Origin of the sequence: Clostridium sp. AM33-3 (assembly GCF_003480315.1) — a bacterium.
Lineage (GTDB): Bacteria > Bacillota > Clostridia > Lachnospirales > Lachnospiraceae > Brotaphodocola.
Genome location: NZ_QUIV01000009.1, coordinates 83,058 through 100,449, shown reverse-complemented (window position 1 = coordinate 100,449; position 17,392 = coordinate 83,058). Strand labels below are relative to the sequence as shown.

At 48.9% G+C, this 17,392-nt stretch carries 13 protein-coding genes, 1 other RNA gene and 1 pseudogene; 13 read left to right on the top strand and 2 right to left on the bottom strand.

What is annotated here, in order from left to right; genetic code table 11:
- The first annotated feature begins 230 nt into the window (after nucleotides 1-230).
- From DW819_RS07340 to DW819_RS07330, 3 genes are all read left to right on the top strand, one after another.
- On the top strand, nucleotides 231-1,223 hold the full coding sequence (locus DW819_RS07340; protein ID WP_118732738.1) for a uroporphyrinogen decarboxylase family protein: 993 nt from the start codon (nucleotides 231-233) through the stop codon (nucleotides 1,221-1,223).
- 198 nt (nucleotides 1,224-1,421) lie between these two features.
- Complete coding sequence (locus DW819_RS07335; RefSeq protein ID WP_118732737.1) at nucleotides 1,422-1,628, top strand: hypothetical protein; 207 nt, start codon at nucleotides 1,422-1,424, stop codon at nucleotides 1,626-1,628.
- Between the two features lie 39 nt (nucleotides 1,629-1,667).
- Nucleotides 1,668-2,762, top strand: a complete 1,095-nt coding sequence (locus tag DW819_RS07330; RefSeq protein WP_182432587.1) for an iron-containing alcohol dehydrogenase family protein — start codon at nucleotides 1,668-1,670, stop codon at nucleotides 2,760-2,762.
- A gap of 21 nt (nucleotides 2,763-2,783) precedes the next feature.
- Here DW819_RS07330 and brnQ read toward each other — a convergent pair whose 3' ends face one another.
- Nucleotides 2,784-4,151 (bottom strand): branched-chain amino acid transport system II carrier protein, encoded by a 1,368-nt coding sequence (gene brnQ, locus DW819_RS07325; protein WP_118732736.1) that lies wholly within the window; start codon nucleotides 4,149-4,151, stop codon nucleotides 2,784-2,786.
- Nucleotides 4,152-4,327: 176 nt separating this feature from the next.
- Between brnQ and DW819_RS07320 the strand changes: the two genes are divergently transcribed.
- The 8 genes from DW819_RS07320 to DW819_RS07285 all read left to right on the top strand — a co-directional run bounded on the left by DW819_RS07320 (nucleotide 4,328) and on the right by DW819_RS07285 (nucleotide 13,912).
- Entirely contained in the window at nucleotides 4,328-5,218 is an 891-nt protein-coding gene (locus DW819_RS07320) for a LysR family transcriptional regulator (RefSeq protein ID WP_118732735.1), read from the top strand.
- Between the two features lie 471 nt (nucleotides 5,219-5,689).
- The gene (gene pheS / locus DW819_RS07315; protein WP_118732734.1) at nucleotides 5,690-6,733 is read left to right on the top strand and encodes a phenylalanine--tRNA ligase subunit alpha; all 1,044 of its coding nucleotides are present in this window, start codon (nucleotides 5,690-5,692) and stop codon (nucleotides 6,731-6,733) included.
- 20 nt (nucleotides 6,734-6,753) lie between these two features.
- Nucleotides 6,754-9,174 carry a phenylalanine--tRNA ligase subunit beta gene (gene pheT, locus DW819_RS07310; protein ID WP_118732733.1) on the top strand — a complete coding sequence of 807 codons (2,421 nt, stop codon included), beginning with the start codon at nucleotides 6,754-6,756 and terminating at the stop codon, nucleotides 9,172-9,174.
- A 66-nt stretch (nucleotides 9,175-9,240) separates the two neighbouring features.
- The gene (gene secG / locus DW819_RS07305) at nucleotides 9,241-9,468 is read left to right on the top strand and encodes a preprotein translocase subunit SecG (protein WP_118529954.1); all 228 of its coding nucleotides are present in this window, start codon (nucleotides 9,241-9,243) and stop codon (nucleotides 9,466-9,468) included.
- Between the two features lie 125 nt (nucleotides 9,469-9,593).
- Nucleotides 9,594-11,741 (top strand): ribonuclease R, encoded by a 2,148-nt coding sequence (gene rnr / locus DW819_RS07300; RefSeq protein ID WP_118732732.1) that lies wholly within the window; start codon nucleotides 9,594-9,596, stop codon nucleotides 11,739-11,741.
- A 35-nt stretch (nucleotides 11,742-11,776) separates the two neighbouring features.
- Complete coding sequence (gene smpB / locus DW819_RS07295; RefSeq protein WP_279220943.1) at nucleotides 11,777-12,238, top strand: SsrA-binding protein SmpB; 462 nt, start codon at nucleotides 11,777-11,779, stop codon at nucleotides 12,236-12,238.
- Entirely contained in the window at nucleotides 12,239-12,604 is a 366-nt protein-coding gene (locus DW819_RS07290; protein WP_243025671.1) for a hypothetical protein, read from the top strand.
- Nucleotides 12,605-12,871: 267 nt separating this feature from the next.
- A complete protein-coding gene (locus DW819_RS07285) occupies nucleotides 12,872-13,912 on the top strand; it encodes a branched-chain amino acid aminotransferase (RefSeq protein ID WP_118732730.1) in 1,041 nt (346 codons plus the stop codon).
- Between the two features lie 111 nt (nucleotides 13,913-14,023).
- On the opposite strand, the gene ssrA is transcribed toward DW819_RS07285, so the two are convergent.
- Nucleotides 14,024-14,363: a transfer-messenger RNA gene (gene ssrA / locus DW819_RS07280) on the bottom strand.
- Between the two features lie 592 nt (nucleotides 14,364-14,955).
- Between ssrA and DW819_RS07275 the strand changes: the two are divergent.
- Nucleotides 14,956-15,522, top strand: a pseudogene (locus DW819_RS07275) (DNA/RNA non-specific endonuclease); the annotation flags it as partial.
- Between the two features lie 159 nt (nucleotides 15,523-15,681).
- Nucleotides 15,682-17,301: a glycoside hydrolase family 5 protein gene (locus DW819_RS07270; protein WP_147353164.1), complete on the top strand. Its 1,620-nt coding sequence runs from the start codon at nucleotides 15,682-15,684 to the stop codon at nucleotides 17,299-17,301.
- The last annotated feature ends 91 nt before the right edge of the window (nucleotides 17,302-17,392 follow it).

Below are 17,392 nucleotides of genomic sequence, written 5' to 3'. Positions count from 1 at the left end.
ATTGATCGGGCAGCAAGAAAAAGAAAAGGATTTCACAAACCAGAGAGCAGCAGTACCAAGTAAGAGCAGGCAGTCGGAAATGGCTGCCTGTTTGTGATTATGATAAAAACATCATATATACCTATTTACAAATGGGTAAAAGGGAGTATAGTTATATTATCGAATCTGTACGTATTTGTGAAAAGATTTGAGAATATTATCAGAACGCATAGGAGCAAGGAGGAAGTACCATGTCATATAAGAGAGATCTTGTACTGAAGACATTTAATAATGAAGAAACAGATCGTGCACCAATCGGTTTCTGGTATCATTTTGCCAAGGATGAAACTGTTCCGCTGACCGATGAATTAGTGAAGATTAACTACAATGGTCATCTGAAATTTTGTAAAGATGTGGAGCCGGATTTCTTAAAGATCATGAGCGATGGTTTCTTTCACTATCCAGGCGTAGCATCTGAGCCGGTTACCTGCGCAGCAGATCTGAAGAAGATCAAATCAGGCAAGCCGGAGACACTCGCATGGATTGACAGACAGATTGATATGGTGAAGAAAGTTGCTTCCCAGTACGGAAAAGATATGGTTACACTTTACAATGTATTTTCACCGGCTTCTTATCTGACTTTTGCAACAGAGAATCTTTCCTTTAAGAACATTACCAGCTTCTATGAGGAGGACCCGGAAGCCTTGAAAAATGCATTGCTTACCATTGCTGAGGATGTAAAGATCCTTGCAGACAGAGCTATACGTGAAGCTGGTGTGGACGGTATCTATTTCAGCGTTGGATGTTATGATGGCATTTCAAGAGAAGAGTATCAGAGAATTATCGAGCCGTCTGAGCTTGCGGTTCTGGAGGTTGCTAATGCGGCAAATGACTGCAATATGATTCACATCTGCGGTTATGCCGGCAGAAAGAATGACCTTACCACCTTCAAGGATTATCCGGTTAAGGCTGTCAACTGGGCAACCGTGGTAGAAGGCATTCCGCTTGAGGAAGGAAGAAAGATTTTTGGCAACCGTGCGGTTGTAGGTGGTTTCGCCAATACAACAGACGGTGTGCTTTATTCCGGAACCGAAGAGCAGATTAAGGCTGAGACCAAGAGAATTCTCAGTGCAGCGGGCTCCAGAGGCGTTATTCTGGGTGCTGACTGCACCATTCCGCGTGGAACGCCGGCTTCCCATATTCAGTGGGTCCGTGAGGCAGCTGAAGAATTTGGAAAAGGCTGATAACATAGCAATACGAACAGGAAACGGAAATAGGGTCACTGCATTCGTCAATGTCACGAATGCAGTGACCCTATTTTGAATTAATATACCTATTTACCTAATGATTAAATGGGAATATTGATGCATAGTTGCAGAAACGAAAGATAAAGCTGCCAGGAAAGGAGAACATTCGATTATGAGATAAAAGGAGGGAACGGAATGCGCAGTCTAACACCGTATGAGAGAATCAAGGCAATGGTAGCAGGCCGCGAGGTTGACCGTCCGGGCGCAAGCGTCTGGAAACATTTTCATCAGGATGACAGGGTGGTGAGTGATTCTGTAAAAGCGCATGTCGCGTTCCAGAAAAACACATGGAGAGAAACTTTGGTTGTATCACAGACCGTTTGCAGGTATAATGAAACGTAGAACAGAAAAACGAGAAGAAGTTGAGGAGGAGCGAAACGCGTGAAACTGGAAAATTACGAGGTTCATTTACCTAATTATTCGATCGGCGACAAGATTTATGATAAAATCGGTCCGGTCTGTGAATCTTACGGAAAAAAGGTTCTGATCATTGGCGGAAGACGGGCACTGAACGCAGCGGAAGACAAGATTCGCGCCTATGTGGCAAAAACAAATCTTGAGATCATCGGAACTAAGCTTTATGGGACAGACTGTACTTACGCGACCGTGGAAAAACTGCGTGAAATGCCGGAATACGAAGAGGCAGATATGGTATTTGGCGTGGGAGGCGGAAAGGCATTAGACACCGTAAAGTGTTTGTGCATCACGGATGATAAACCGGTATTCGCTTTCCCTACCATTGCCTCCAACTGTGCGGCATGTACGTCGGTGTCTATTATGTACAATGAAGATGGCACTTTCTTAAAACCGAATTTCTTTGTGCGGCCGGTGATGCATTCTTTCATTGATACGGAGATCATCGCAAAAGCACCAAGCCAGTATATGTGGGCCGGTATTGGCGATACTTACGCGAAATATTATGAAGCAGCTATTTCTTCCCGGGATGAGCGTCTGGAGCATTTTACCTCTCTTGGAGTGGCAACCAGCCATATGTGCCGCGATCCGCTGCTCATGTACGGTGTAAAGGCACTGGAAGACCATAAAAAGGGACTCTGTTCTTATGAGGTGGAGCAGGCGGTTCTAGCGATCGTGGTCACGACCGGAATTGCTTCCATCTTCCTGACGAAGGATTTCACACCGGATTACAACAGCGGACTGGCGCATGCGGTGTTCTACGCGCTGACTTCCTATCCGGTTATTGAAGAAAAGCATTTGCATGGAGAAGTGGTAGGCTTCGGCGTACTTTTGCTGCTGCTTGTGGATGGTCAGATGGAAGAATTCGAAAAGATCTATCAGTTAAACAAAGATTTAAAGCTTCCGGTTTCCCTGGAAGAGATTGAGATCACAAAAGAACAGTGGCAGGAGAGTATGACCCGGATCCCGAATATGTCGGATATCCGGCATTATCCGTATAAAGTGACGCCGGAAATGCTGGCAAAGGCAATGGAAATGCTGGAAAAAAGAAATGCCTCCTGAATACAAGAAAACCCTGTGGCCTTACGCAAAGGCCTGCAGGGTTTTCTGATGTTTCTGACATAAAAGTCCGATGACCAGCCCCAGAACAGCGGGAAGGATCCAGCCAAGGTTCAGGCTGAACAATGGAAGGAAGCGCTCCGCAAGTTCTACTGCCGTATCCAGGTGAAGCAGGATCTGCAGCTCCTCCGGAAGGGCTTTGAAAAAGTCGAACAGAGAGGCTGCCCAGGTACATACTGTAACCCAGAGATAGACTTTATGGTTATGGTCAAAATGTTTTCCGAACAGAGCCAGCAGGATCAGGGCAATGGCCGGAGGATAAATGAGCATCAGCACCGGCACAGAGTACCGGATGATGGTGGAAAGTCCAACGTTTGAGATCAGGAAGGAAAATACGGTAAACAGTACGGCCCAGGCATGGTAGGAAAGCCGGCGCGGAAACATTTTTTCGAAGGTTTCCGCACAGCTGGTCACCAGGCCAATGGAGGTTTTTAAGCAGGCAAAGGTGATGGTAACAGCCAGGATCAGGATTCCGGCCTGTCCGAGATAGTGGCTGGCAATCTGGGACAGGGCAATACCGCCATTGTCGGAGGGCGTAAACAGTCCGAGTGACTGGGCTCCCATAAGAATGGTCAGCATGTAAATAAATGTCATCAGGATACCGGCAAGAATCCCGGAGTGCAGTACCTCACCTGCGATGACTGCGTCATCCTGCACACCCATCTGGCGGATGACGTTGACAACGACAATGCCAAAGGCAAGACCCGCAATTGCATCCATGGTGCCGTAGCCTTCAGAAAGGGCGTGGAACAGGGCACCGCTCTGATACGACGCATCCGGGAGTGTGGAGGAAACCGGTGCGCCCGGATGCAGCAGGGCAGATACGATCAGGATTCCCAGGAAAAACAAGAACAGCGGATTGATGATTTTTCCAATCCAGAGTGTAATGTTGCCCGGACGCAGGGAGAAGAAGAGCACAAGACTGAAGAACACTGCGGAAAAGAGAAACAGTGTCATGCGTCCGCCGCAAGCGTCTCCAAGCATCGGGGCAATCCCGGTGGTAAAGGAGGTTGTGGCACATCGCGGAATGGCAAAGCAGGGGCCAATGGTCAAGTAGAGCAGGCAGGTGAAAAAACAGCCGTATCGTTTCCCTACACGGGAAGCAAGATCCTGCAGACCGTCGGAATGCGTATTCCCGATGGCGGCAACGCCAAGGATCGGAATGCCAACTGCAGTAAGAATAAAGCCTGCTGTGGCAGGAATCAGGTTCCGACCGGCCAGCTGGCCTAAATGGACCGGAAAGATCAGGTTTCCGGCACCGAAAAACATGCCAAATAAGGTGGCAGCCACCAGCATGCGCTGTTTCAGGGAAAGATGTTTCTGGTTTGTCATAGTTGATCACTCCATAATTTCTGATAGTTACTATTGTAATGTTCACCTTGTTGTTTGGGAAATCCATGTTTATAATAGAAATATGACAAAACGTAATATCTTGTTTATAAAGCGGTCTGTATAGAAAAATCAGATATGCGGAAACAGCATATAACTGAAAAGAGAGGAAGAACAGGATGGATGCGAAAAAACTGGAAATTTTAATGACGGCGGTGGATCTGGGCAGTTTTTCCCGGGCATCGGAGGTGGTCGGTTATACGCAGTCAGGTCTGACCCATCTGGTAAACAGCCTGGAGCGGGAGATTGGGTTTCCGCTTATTGTCCGGAGCCACAACGGAATTTCCCTGACAGAGCAGGGGCGGGACCTGATGCCGGATATCCGTCAGTTTCTGCAGGCCAATGCCAGCCTGGAAAACCGGATCCAGGGAATCCGGGAGAAGCAGACGGAGACTATCCGCATTGCGGCGTATGCCAGCATTGCCATGTTCTGGATGCCGGAGATTTTGTACCGGTTTAGACGCATCTGCCCGAATGTTGATGTAGATCTGCGCATGGTGGATCACGCGCTGGAACCATTTGAACTTTTACAGGATGGAAAGACCGATGTGATCTTTGCCAGCCGCCAGAATTACGGAACGTGTGAGTGGACACCGCTTTATCATGAGCTTTTGTACGCGATCCTTCCGAGAGATTATCCGCTGAAGAGCCCCACAGAATTTCCGCTAAAGGAGTTTGAGGGAAAAGAGTTCCTGATGCCTTATGGGCGGTTTGATATTGATGTGCATGCGGCTTTTAAACGGGAAGGGGTAAAGGCGAACGAACAGACAGTATACGTGGATGATGAGACCGTGATCCGCATGGTTGGGAAAGGTCTTGGCATTTCCATGATGTCAGAACTGATGATCCGCGGAAATACGGATGATGTTCTCTGTATCCCGGTTACACCGAAAAGCATAAGAGAGCTTGGCATGGGAACGGAGAAGGGCGTGGAGCTGTCGGAGAGCGTGCGGAGGCTGAAGGAGTGTGTGGTGGAGTATACATCATGCCTGCAGGGGAGGACTTTTTAAGGGGCTGTCCTGGAAAAAAACCTTGACTTTTCTTGCTAAACTGACTAGAATGGTCAGTAGATTATGACTGTTTCTTTTGGACAGACATACCTGCAATCACAAATTACAAAAGTAAAAGCTGAGATCGTGTTTTAAGATACTGTTTCCGGTCAGAGAGAAGAGGTCGGCGGCTGTGAGCCTCTTTCCGTTCAGACAGATATCCGAATTTCCCACGGGAGCTGCATTGCTGAATGAAAGAACTGCGGTGTATGATGAAAAGTGTACCGGAGTTTTGGCGGAGTAGGCATTGCCGTCTGGTGTACGTTACATACCGGAAAGTGTCTGTGGATATTTTATTCACAGGAAACTGGGTGGTACCGCGGTAGATTATCGTCCCTTTGCACATTGTGCAGAGGGACTTTTTGTTTCCCTCTTATCATCACATGTGCGGATTGCAAATCAAAGGTTTTATATTTATAAAGGAGAAAAATCATGCAGGATTTAAAAGAGCTGAATGAAGTGATCGCTGCGATCAAAGAAGAGATCCGTCAGGGCGCAGATGCTCTGACCACTTCCAGAAGTGTCTATGAGTTTAAGAAGACCTTTCTGGATAACAAGCAGGGCCGGATTGGTCTGCTGATGAAGGAAATGCGCAATGTGCCGAACGACCAGAAGGCAGAGTTCGGTAAGACTATCAACGGCGCAAAAGAGTGGGCAAACCAGTTCTTCGACGAGCTGGACCAGAAATTAAAAGAGAAAGAGCAGCAGCAGCGCTACGAATCCGAAAAGATCGATATTTCCATGCCGCCGGTTAAAATCCGCTATGGCAATCTGCATCCGGTAACCACCGTGCGCAATCAACTGACGGACATCTTCGCGTCTATGGGATTTGAAGTGTATGAGGGTACCGAGATCGAGACTGATTACTATAACTTCACTGCACTGAACACTCCTCAGGACCATCCGGCACGCGATATGCAGGATACCTTCTACCTGTCTCCGGAGTTCTTACTGCGTACCCAGACTTCCGCAGGTCAGGTTCATGTCATGGAAGCCAAGAAGCCGCCGATCAAGGTTGTTTCTCCTGGTAAGGTATTCCGTTCCGATGACGATGCGACCCATTCTCCGATGTTCAGCCAGATGGAGGGCCTGGTTGTAGACGAGGGTATCACTCTCTGCGACTTAAAGGGCATGCTGGACATGTTCGTTCAGAGAATCTTTGGCGAGAGCACCCGCACAAGACTGCGTCCGTCCTACTTCCCGTTCACGGAGCCATCCGTTGAGGTGGATGTCAGCTGCTTCCAGTGTGGAGGCAAAGGCTGCAGACTGTGCAAGGGAACCGGATGGATCGAGGTTCTGGGCGCAGGTGTGGTAAACAAGAAGGTGCTGGAGAACTGCGGCATCGATTCCGAGAAGTACAGCGGATTTGCTTTCGGCCTTGGTCTGGAGCGTATCGCAATGCTGAAATATGGCATCAACAATATCAAGATGCTTTTTGAGTCTGATCTGCGCGTGTTAGATCAGATTGATGACTGATCAGGACAGGAGGATTAGAAATGCTTGTACCATTAAGCTGGTTAAATGACTATGTAGATATTAATGTTTCCGCAGATGAACTGGAGACCAAACTCTTTGACTGTGGATTTGAAGTAGAAGAAAAATGGCAGGTGGGTAAGGACATCAGCGGAATCGTAGTTGGTTACGTGGAGTCCTGCGAGCCGATCCCGGAGACCCATCTTCATGTATGCCAGGTCAACGTAGGCGGACCGGAGCTGTTACAGATCTGCTGCGGCGCTGACAATGTCAAGGCAGGCGGCAAATATCCGGTAGCCATGGTTGGCGCCCAGGTATACGCAACCGCAAAGGACCACGTTACCATTGAGGGTGTGGCAACCATCAAAAAAGGCAAATTGAGAGGCTATGAGTCCTATGGTATGCTCTGCTCCGGAACGGAGCTTGGCTTAAACGAAGACCTGTATCCGGGCGCCGGCTACAATGGCCTTCTGGTACTGCCGGAGGATGCCAAGATTGGAGCCGATGTGAAAGAGCTTACAGGACTGAACGACTGGATCTTTGATGTTTCCATCACTGCAAACCGCCCGGACTGCCAGAGCATCTTCGGTCTGGCAAGAGAGGTGGCAGCAGCACTGGGCCAGCCACTGAAAACACCGGCTCTGGATTACACCGAGACCGAGGTGGAAAAAGAGGGCTTTGAGGTAACCGTGGATGCGCAGGATCTGTGCCCGCGCTATATTGCCCACTATGTATACGATGTGAAGCTGGGCCAGTCACCGGCATGGATGAGAAGACGCCTGGCTTTAGTCGGCAATAACTCCATCTCCAATATCGTGGACATCACCAACTACATCATGCGTGAGCTGGGCCAGCCGCTCCACGCATTTGACTGCAATTTCCTGGAGGGCAATGCGATCCAGGTAAGACGCGCAAACGAGGGCGAAAAGATCGTTACCCTGGATGAGAAGGAGTTCACCTTAAACCCGAACAACCTGGTGATCTGTGACGGAAAGAAGCCGGTTGCGTTGGCTGGTATTATGGGCGGTTTAAACTCTGAGATCCGCGATACCACCACTGAGGTGATGTTTGAGTCCGCAAAATTTGCCCGTGACAACATCCGCAGAAGCTCCCGTGCCCTGGGCCAGTCCTCTGACGCAAGCCAGAGATACTCCAAGGGTGTCGATGAGTACGCAACCGAGATGGCCATGAAGCGTGCCCTGCATCTGGTAGAAGAATTGGGCGTTGGTAAAGTTTCCAAAACCCATAAAAATGTCAACACCGGAAATTCCTTAGAGCCGGTTACCTTCAAGACCAGCATTAAGAAGGTCAACGGTGTTTTGGGTATTACCGTTCCGGATGAGGATATCTTACGTATCCTGACCGGCTTAAACTTCCAGCCGGAAATTAACGGCGACGAGCTGACCATGCACTTCCCGGCATACCGTGAGGATATGGAGGATTACCCGGATGTAGCAGAGGAAGTCATCCGTATGTATGGCTATGAGCACATCAATTCCACCTTCCTCCCGACCGCAAAGGTAACCATCGGCGGAAGCAATCTGCGTCAGAAGACCATCCTGAAGGTCAAGAGAGCCCTGTGCAGCGTCGGCGCATTTGAGGGAATCCATTATTCCTTCTTCTCCCCGTCTGATTTAGACCAGATGGGCTTTGCAGGGGATGCCTTGGAACGTAAGGCAATCCGCATCATGAACCCGATCAATGAGGATCTGTCCCTGATGAGAACCACACTGGCTCCGCAGATGATCCACGCTATGGGACGCAACCAGAAGAGAGGTATCTTCGAGGGACGCATCTTCGAAATCGGAAATGCGTTCATTCCGAAGTCCCTGCCGCTTACCGAGTATCCGGACGAGCGCGAGACTCTTTGTATCGGTGTATTCGGCAAGAATGAGTCTTTCTTCACTTTAAAGGGCATGGCTGAGACCGTTGCGGATGTTCTGCACGTTTCCTTCACCTATGAGAAGGCAGAAAAGCCGTTCCTGCATCCGTACCAGACTGCGGCAATCTTCTGCGAGGGCGAGGAGATCGGTTATCTTGGTAAAGTAAAATATGAGATCATGAAGGACGAGGCAATGCGTGAGGATGCCTATGTTCTGGAAATCAGCATGAAGACTCTGGAAAAATGGTATGGCAAGGCTCCGGTATTTGAGCCGCTTCCAAAGTTCGCAGAGGAGAAGCGTGACTTGGCACTGGTTATGGACAAAGACATTACCTGCGGTCAGGTAGAGGACTGCATCCGCGAGGCATGCGCTTTCGTCAAAGAGGTTACTCTGTTCGATGTCTACGAAGGAAAGCAGATCGCCGAGGACAAGAAGTCCATGGCCTTCACTGTTTTATTCACTCCGAAGGAAGAGGCATTTGGCGCAGATACCGTGGACGGATATGTCAAGAAGATCCTCAAACAGCTTGGAAAAACCTACGGAATCGAACTGAGAAGCTAAAACCACTTGTGTTTTCAGTTATCCTATGATAAAATGTCAGTGTTTGACTATTAGGAGGTGCATGCAATGCTGAAAACGATTTTATCCGTGATCTTCGTTCTTATATGTCTGGCTTTGACCGTGATCGTATTACTTCAGGAGGGCAAGTCTCAGGGCCTTGGCGCTATCGGCGGTATGGCAGAGACCTACTGGGGAAAGAATAAAGGACGTTCCATGGAAGGTACCCTGGAAAAGTTCACGACATTTGCGGCAGTAGCATTTATGGTACTTGCAATCGTATTAAATTTAGTTTAAGCGTAGGATAAAGCACTCTTGGAAACAAGGGTGCTTTTCTCGCATCACAGAGTTTTTTCATATCACTGAGAATTGTACCCGGCACAAAAATGTGCCAGGATATATTTGATTTACAGAGAGGGATTATGACAGAAGAATTATTAAAGGAAAGAAAAGAAGCAATGCTGGCGCTGATCAACGATCCGACCTATGTTCCCATGAAGATTAAGGAACTGGCTATGCTGTTAGATGTTCCGCGGGAGAAGCGGGATGAATTAAAGGAGGTTCTGGATGCCCTGGTGGCAGAAGGAAAGGTCGGAATTTCCAAACGCGGCAAGTATGGAAAGCCGGAGGCCTTCACCCTGACCGGAACATTCTGCGGTCATGCAAAGGGCTTTGGCTTCGTGACTGTAGAAGGCATGGACCAGGATGTGTTTATTCCGGCGGAGAAGACAAAAGATGCCATGCACGGGGATACCGTGCAGATTACGGCGAGTCCGGCTTCCAAGGGAAAACGCCCGGAGGGTGCCGTTATCAGGGTGATTGAGCGGGCGAACCAGACCATCGTTGGCTTTTACCAGAAAAACAAGAATTTCGGCTTTGTGGTGCCGGATAACCAGAAAATCAATGCCGATGTGTTCATTCCCCAGGGCAAAGATATGGGCGCAGTGACCGGCCACAAGGTTGTGGTACACCTGACAGATTTCGGCGGAGAACGCAAAAAACCGGAAGGTATTATCACGGAAATCATTGGTCATGTCAATGATCCGGGAACCGATATTTTATCGATCGTGAAGGCTTATGGCATTCCGGACGAGTATCCGCCGGAGGTCATGAAGCAGGTAAGCCGCATCCCGGATGAGGTAGCAAAGGAAGATCTGGCAGGACGCAAGGATATCCGCGACTGGCAGACCGTCACCATCGATGGCGAGGATGCCAAGGACCTGGATGACGCCATCACCATCAGCCGGGAAAGCTATGGTTACAGGCTGGGGGTCCACATTGCAGATGTCAGCCATTATGTGACCGAGGGAAGCCCGCTTGACGAGGAAGCCTTAAACCGCGGCACCAGTGTGTATCTGGTAGACCGGGTCATCCCGATGCTGCCGCACAAGCTTTCCAACGGCATTTGTTCCCTGAATGAGGGTACAGACCGTCTGGCACTCAGCTGTATCATGGAGATTGATCCGCAGGGACGCGTGCTTGGGCATGAGATCGCGGAGACCGTGATCCGGGTAGACCGCCGCATGACTTACACCGCGGTGAATGCCATTGTGACAGATCGCGATGAAAAAAACATGGAAGAGTACGCGGGATTTGTAGAGATGTTCGACCTTATGAAAGAGCTGGCGGACATTCTGCGGGAAAAGCGGCATCAGCGCGGCTCCATCGATTTTGACTTTCCGGAGTCTAAGATCATCCTGGATGAGAAGGGGCGACCGGTGGATATTAAACCATATGAACGCAACGCGGCAACCAAGATCATTGAGGATTTTATGCTGATGGCGAATGAGACCATTGCGGAGGATTACTTCTGGCAGGAGCTTCCGTTTGTGTACCGTACCCACGACAACCCGGACCCGGAGAAGATGAAGCGCCTGGGTGTGTTTATCAATAACTTTGGATATACCATCCGCACTCATGATGGTGAGGTGCATCCGAAGGAGCTGCAGAAGCTTCTGAAAAAGATTGAAGGAACCGAAGAGGAAGCACTCATCAGCCGTCTGACCCTGCGTTCCATGAAGCAGGCAAAATACATGCCTGTCTGCAGCGGACATTTCGGCCTGGCTGCGAAGTATTATACCCATTTCACCTCTCCGATCCGACGTTATCCCGATCTGCAGATCCACCGCATTATTAAGGAAAATCTGCGTGGCGGCCTGAGTGAGAAACGCATCGCTCATTACGATAAGATCCTGACCGGCGTGACCATCCAGTGTTCTGCCACGGAGCGGCGTGCGGAGGAAGCGGAGCGCGAGACCATCAAACTCAAGAAGTGTGAGTACATGTCCAAGCGCATTGGCGAGATCTTTGATGGTGTCATTTCCGGTGTGACCAACTGGGGCTTCTATGTGGAGCTGCCGAATACGGTGGAGGGGCTGGTTCATGTCAATGAGCTGCACGGAGATTACTACGTATTCAATGAGGAGCGCATGGAGCTTCGGGGCGAGATGAGCGGAAAAACCTACAAGCTTGGACAGAAGATCCAGGTGGTGGTAACCGGCACCGACCGGCTTACCAAAACAATCGATTTTATCCCGGCAAAGAATATGGAGCTTCCAGAAGAGGAATAAGCTTCAAAACCGGGGAAAAGACAGGAGGTTTTGTTTTGAAAGAAGCAATCAAGCTGGTGGCAAATAACAAGAAGGCCTACCATGACTATTTTATCGATGAGAAATTTGAGTGCGGCATTGAACTGTTCGGAACGGAAGTCAAATCCATCCGGATGGGCAAGTGCAGCGTAAAAGAAGCTTTTGTGCGGATCGACAAGAATGAGGTCTACATTTACGGCATGCATATCAATCCGTACGAGAAGGGCAACATCTTTAACAAAGATCCGCTCCGGGCCAGAAAGCTGCTCATGCACCGCAGCGAAATCAACAAACTGGAGGGCAAGATCCGCGAAAAAGGCCTGACTCTGGTGCCGCTGCAGGTGTACTTTAAGGGCAGCCTGGTAAAGGTGGAGATTGGCCTGGCGCGAGGCAAGAAGCTTTACGATAAGCGTGATGATATTGCAAAGAAGGATCAGCGCCGCGAGGTGGAGCGGGATTATAAGCAGAAGTTGAGATAAGTGACGAAAAAAACAGTTTTCCTTTTATATCTGAAACAAGGGGATGTAAGAGTGAAAGCTGGTTTTTCTTCACTTGAAAATGCGCTGACATATGCGTATGCTTGGGAATATATCAATGGCAGTTGGTGGGCATTTGACGAGAATGGTTATGCGAAAACTGGCTGGCTTAGGGATGAAGCATTTGGCGGTTGGTTCTATATGGATCCGGAACGAGGCATGCAGACTGGCTGGGTTCTGATCGATGGTGTCTGGTATTATTTCCATCCGGTATCTGATGGTAGAAGGGGCATTATGTATGCCGGACAGAAAACACCAGATGGATATTATGTAGACGAAAAGGGTGCATGGGATGGCAAAGAAAAATAAATCAGTCGGAATATCGATCTGTTTCTGGGAAAACTGAGTCCGGAATGTCAGGAAAACAGGTGTGTAAAGTTATGAAATAGAATGACATTATGAATTCGAATTATATCTATCATGAAGCACATGTATAGGGGAATTGAAAATCAACCATTGATTTTCAGAACAGTCGGGTCTATAATGTTCATTAATCAATCGATTACAAATCTTCCCGCGGATGACAAAACGGCAAATGCATCAGGATACCGCATCGGGGTCCATGGGAAACCAGAGATGGAGGATAAGACAATGGAAAAGAAAAATCTTGACTGGGGCAATATCGGATTCAGCTATGTAACAACCGATTACCGCTACGTATCAAATTATAAAGATGGAAAATGGGATGAGGGTACCCTCACCGAGGATCCGAACGTGGTCATCAACGAGTGCGCAGGTATCCTGCAGTACTGTCAGGAGTGCTTTGAGGGTTTAAAGGCATATACCACCGAGGACGGCAGCATTGTAACCTTCCGCCCGGACTTAAACGCAGAGCGTATGATGGACTCCTGCGCAAGACTGGAGATGCCGCAGTTCCCGAAAGAACGTTTCATGGAGGCTCTGGACAAGGTTGTTAAAGCGAACGAGGCATGGGTACCGCCGTATGGTAGCGGGGCAACTCTTTATATCCGCCCATATATGTTTGCTTCAGGACCGGTTATTGGCGTAAAACCGTCCAACGAGTATCAGTTCCGTATTCTCGTCACTCCGGTAGGTCCGTACTTTAAGGGTGGCGCGAAGCCGATCACCATCTGTGTCAGTGACTTCGACCGTGCTGCACCTCACGGAACTGGTCATGTAAAGGCTGGCTTAAACTATGCAATGAGCCTGCATGCACATGAGGTTGCCCATGCAAACGGATTCGATGAGAATATGTTCCTGGATCCGGCAACCAGAACCTATGTAGAGGAGACCGGAGGAGCAAACTTCCTGTTCGTAACAAAAGATGGCGAGCTGGTAACTCCGAAGTCTGATTCTATTTTGCCGTCCATCACCAGACGATCCCTGGTATATGTAGCAGAGAATTACCTTGGCCTGAAAGTAACCCAGCGCCCGGTAAAACTGTCTGAACTTGGCGATTTCGCAGAGTGCGGACTGTGCGGAACTGCAGCAGTGATCTCACCGGTGGGTAAGGTTGTAGACCACGGCAAAGAAATCTGCTTCCCGAGCGGCATGGAGAAGATGGGACCGACCATCCAGAAACTGTACGATACCTTAACCGGCATCCAGATGGGCAAGATTGAAGCTCCGGTAGGCTGGATCCACAAGATCAAATAGTAATTGAGAGAATATATGAAAAAAGCTCTGGCATTTTGGCGCCGGAGCTTTTTTGGAGCTTAAGCTAGAAAGAAAACAAAAAGAAAAAGTCGCGTATTTGCGCGACTTTTTAAGTGGAGCTGAGGGGAATCGAACCCCTGTCCGAAAACCAATTCCCTGTTCTTCTACTATCATAGTCTGTTATTTGACATTCCCTCTGCCGCACGGGAACAGACACTCTTGCGGTTTCAGTAGCTTCATGATACGCCCATGCACGCAAAGCTTAGTACATGTCGTTTCTCACATAGTCGATGCCAGATTCTTAATGTGTGAGTGCACTAAGGCTGACAGCAGCCATTAGGCTGCGTATGCTAAATTATCTTCAGCGTTTAATTTTAATTTTGCCGTTTAACGCACCGCATGCGGATAGCTTCACCAGCTGCATGATCCCCGTCGAAACCAGTACAACCCCTTACTGGCTCATCGTGACCTGCCGATGATAGAAACATGTGTATTGTAGCATGCAGTTTCTTATTTGTCAATGAACGGAAGGAGTATTTGAAAAATAATCGAACATACATTCTTGACAAATCTATGATTTATGCGAAAATAAACAGGAATACAAAAATCAACGACAGCAGGAGAAATACACCATGAGCAGAAAAAAGAATGTATACAATCAGGCGAAGCACGGCGTGAAGCGCTATAAAAAGGCGAAAGCGAGAAAGAAAGGCAGAGCGGCCATTTTCGCCGTTGTGGCCATGATTCTGGCGGCGGTGGGTGTCAGCCAGAAAAACATTGGGCAGCTGGAGCAGGCTGTGGACAATATTCTGGATGCCTATGAAACTACAGTGGATGCCGAAACTTCTCAGGCCGTCGGAGATGGCGGAAATGCAGAGGTACCTGCAGGCAGCGCCGCGCCAGATGATGCGATATCAGAAACACCAGATAGTGAAACACCGGCAGCAGATGGCAGCGGCCAGGCTGCGTCTGGAGACAGCAGTGATTTTGCCACAGTTCCATCCGGCACGGAAATCGGCGCGGGCGCAGAGGTCTACGTGGATCTTGCGGCTATCCCGGCCTATTCCGGGGAGCCATATGCCATTGTAAATGGCAATATCCCATACTTTACAGCTTCTGATCTGACCAGTGAATCCTTTGAATACTACAGTGATCTGGATAACCTGGGGCGCTGCAGCACGGCTTATGCCAGTGTCGGCACAGATCTGATGCCTACGGAAAAGCGTGGTTCCATCAGCAAAGTGAAGCCAAGCGGCTGGCAGATCTCCAAATATGATTTTGTGGATGGCAAATACCTGTACAATCGCTGCCATCTCATCGGTTACCAGCTAACCGCCGAGAATGCCAATGAAAAAAATCTGATCACCGGTACCCGTTATTTGAATGTCGATGGTATGCTGCCTTTCGAGAATCTGGTGGCAGATTACGTCAAAGAAACAGACAACCATGTGCTCTACCGGGTGACGCCGGTCTTTGAGGGAGACAACCTGGTGGCATCCGGTGTGCTGATGGAGGCAGAATCTGTAGAAGATGAGGGTGATGGTGTGGAATACTGCGTTTACGTGTATAATGTGCAGCCGGGGGTTATGATCAATTATGCAACAGGAGAAAATGCTGCTGTCAACAGGTAGGAATTTTCTGAACTGAAAATTACGCTGTTAACGAGCAACATTGACGGACCGTATGTAACTATGCTAAAATCTGGTATAACAGAAGAAAAACGTTACATGCATATGTTGGTGAGTAACGGGAAAATGGCGGAGTTACATATGAAAAAGAACAAGCTGGTCCGTACCCTCGGAATGGGGTTCACGGCGATCGCGGTGGCAGTGTCCGTGTCTCTATCCGGTATTCGCAGTGAGGCGGCGCCTTCTTACCTGAAAGCGGCAACTTATGTTTCGGATGCCTGGGTGAGCAACTTCTGGAACTCGGAGAGCGATCACATGGATGAAGAACTGGCACAGATCGCGGCAGATGGTTTTAACAGTATTGTGCTGGTGGTTCCGTGGCGGGAATTTCAGCCCGGGGTACTCCCACTTTCCTACAACCGTTACGCGTTTCAGAAACTCGACAAGGTTATGAATGTCGCAAATGCCCACGGGCTTATGGTGGAACTGCGGGTTGGCTATGTATGGGACTATTATAACGATGATGTGACAACAGGACGTTTTCGTGATCTGTTAAAAGACTCATCTACCCGTGCGGCGTGGCTGGCATATGCAAAACAGATCTACCGGACGGCATCGGCTCATTCCAACTTCCACGGAGGATTTATGACCTGGGAGGATTTCTGGAACTATATCGAAGATGCAGGGAACCTTGGAAGAGGAGCTAACAGCCGCATTGCGGCGAAGAACTGCGGCTATCAGGCGTGGCTGAAAAAACATTATTCCTTAAAACAGGTGAACGAATATTATCAGCCAAAAGAAGTATTTACCAGCTATGACAATATCTATATTCCTGCCAGGAAAGATTATGCCTTTAAGCTGTTTTATGATTTTTACGATGACTTCCTGAATGATCTTCTGGAAGATACCCAGAAGGTATTTCCGGGACTGTCTATGGAGGTCCGGCTGGATGTCGATCCTGTGAGTGCACAGGATGGAAACGGAGAAACAGGAGCATCGCATTATGGTACTTTTCAATGTGGTAACGCAGAGTACACCTCCCTGATGTACAGTGTATCCATGGGGCACGGTTTTGGAAATGTGCTTTCTGCAGAGGAAGCCATAAAGACCATGAATGAACAGCTTTCTCTTGTCCGGGCCAATAATGGAGGCAAGCCGGTTTTTATTGACCAGCTTCTTTACATGGATGCGACGGAAGGCTTTGAACAGAATGCAAGACTGGCAGAAAGCCATCGCGGGGCGTACCTTACCGGAATTCCGGATACGCTGCGGACCCATACAAACGGTTATGCGGTCTGGACATACCGGAATTATACGAATAATCCGGTTTATAATCATCAGTTCGCCCTGGGGACCAGGGGATGGAATGTGACTGGCGGCCGCGTGGTAGAACGGGCTGGCAGCAATCAGCTTTATCTTGAGAGCGGAGGAAGCCTTTCCCAGAAAGTAGGACACCGGATCGGGGGCCGCAGTACTCACGATGGCCATGTCCGTTTTACCGCAGACAGTGACGGACCGGCAACGCTGACCGTAAAGCTTGGGGCCATGAGCCGGACTGTGGAGGTAAACGGGGCAAGGCAGTATGATCTGAATCTTGGCAGAAGGGGGTTCTATGAGGTAAGCTTTGAAGCGGATGGTGATTTGTACCTGGATAACATCCATGTATACAATTTTGTCCAGGATGGACAGCTCCGTGATATAGATGGAAATGAACTCAGCTGCATGAGTGCTATGCGCTCTTTAAACGCGAGTATGGATTAAGACGCTGTTTCGGAAGAAATTCAGTTTTTAGTGCTTGACATCTGGGTCTTGCGTGCTATAATCAGTGAAGATATGAGAGATATCTTCATAT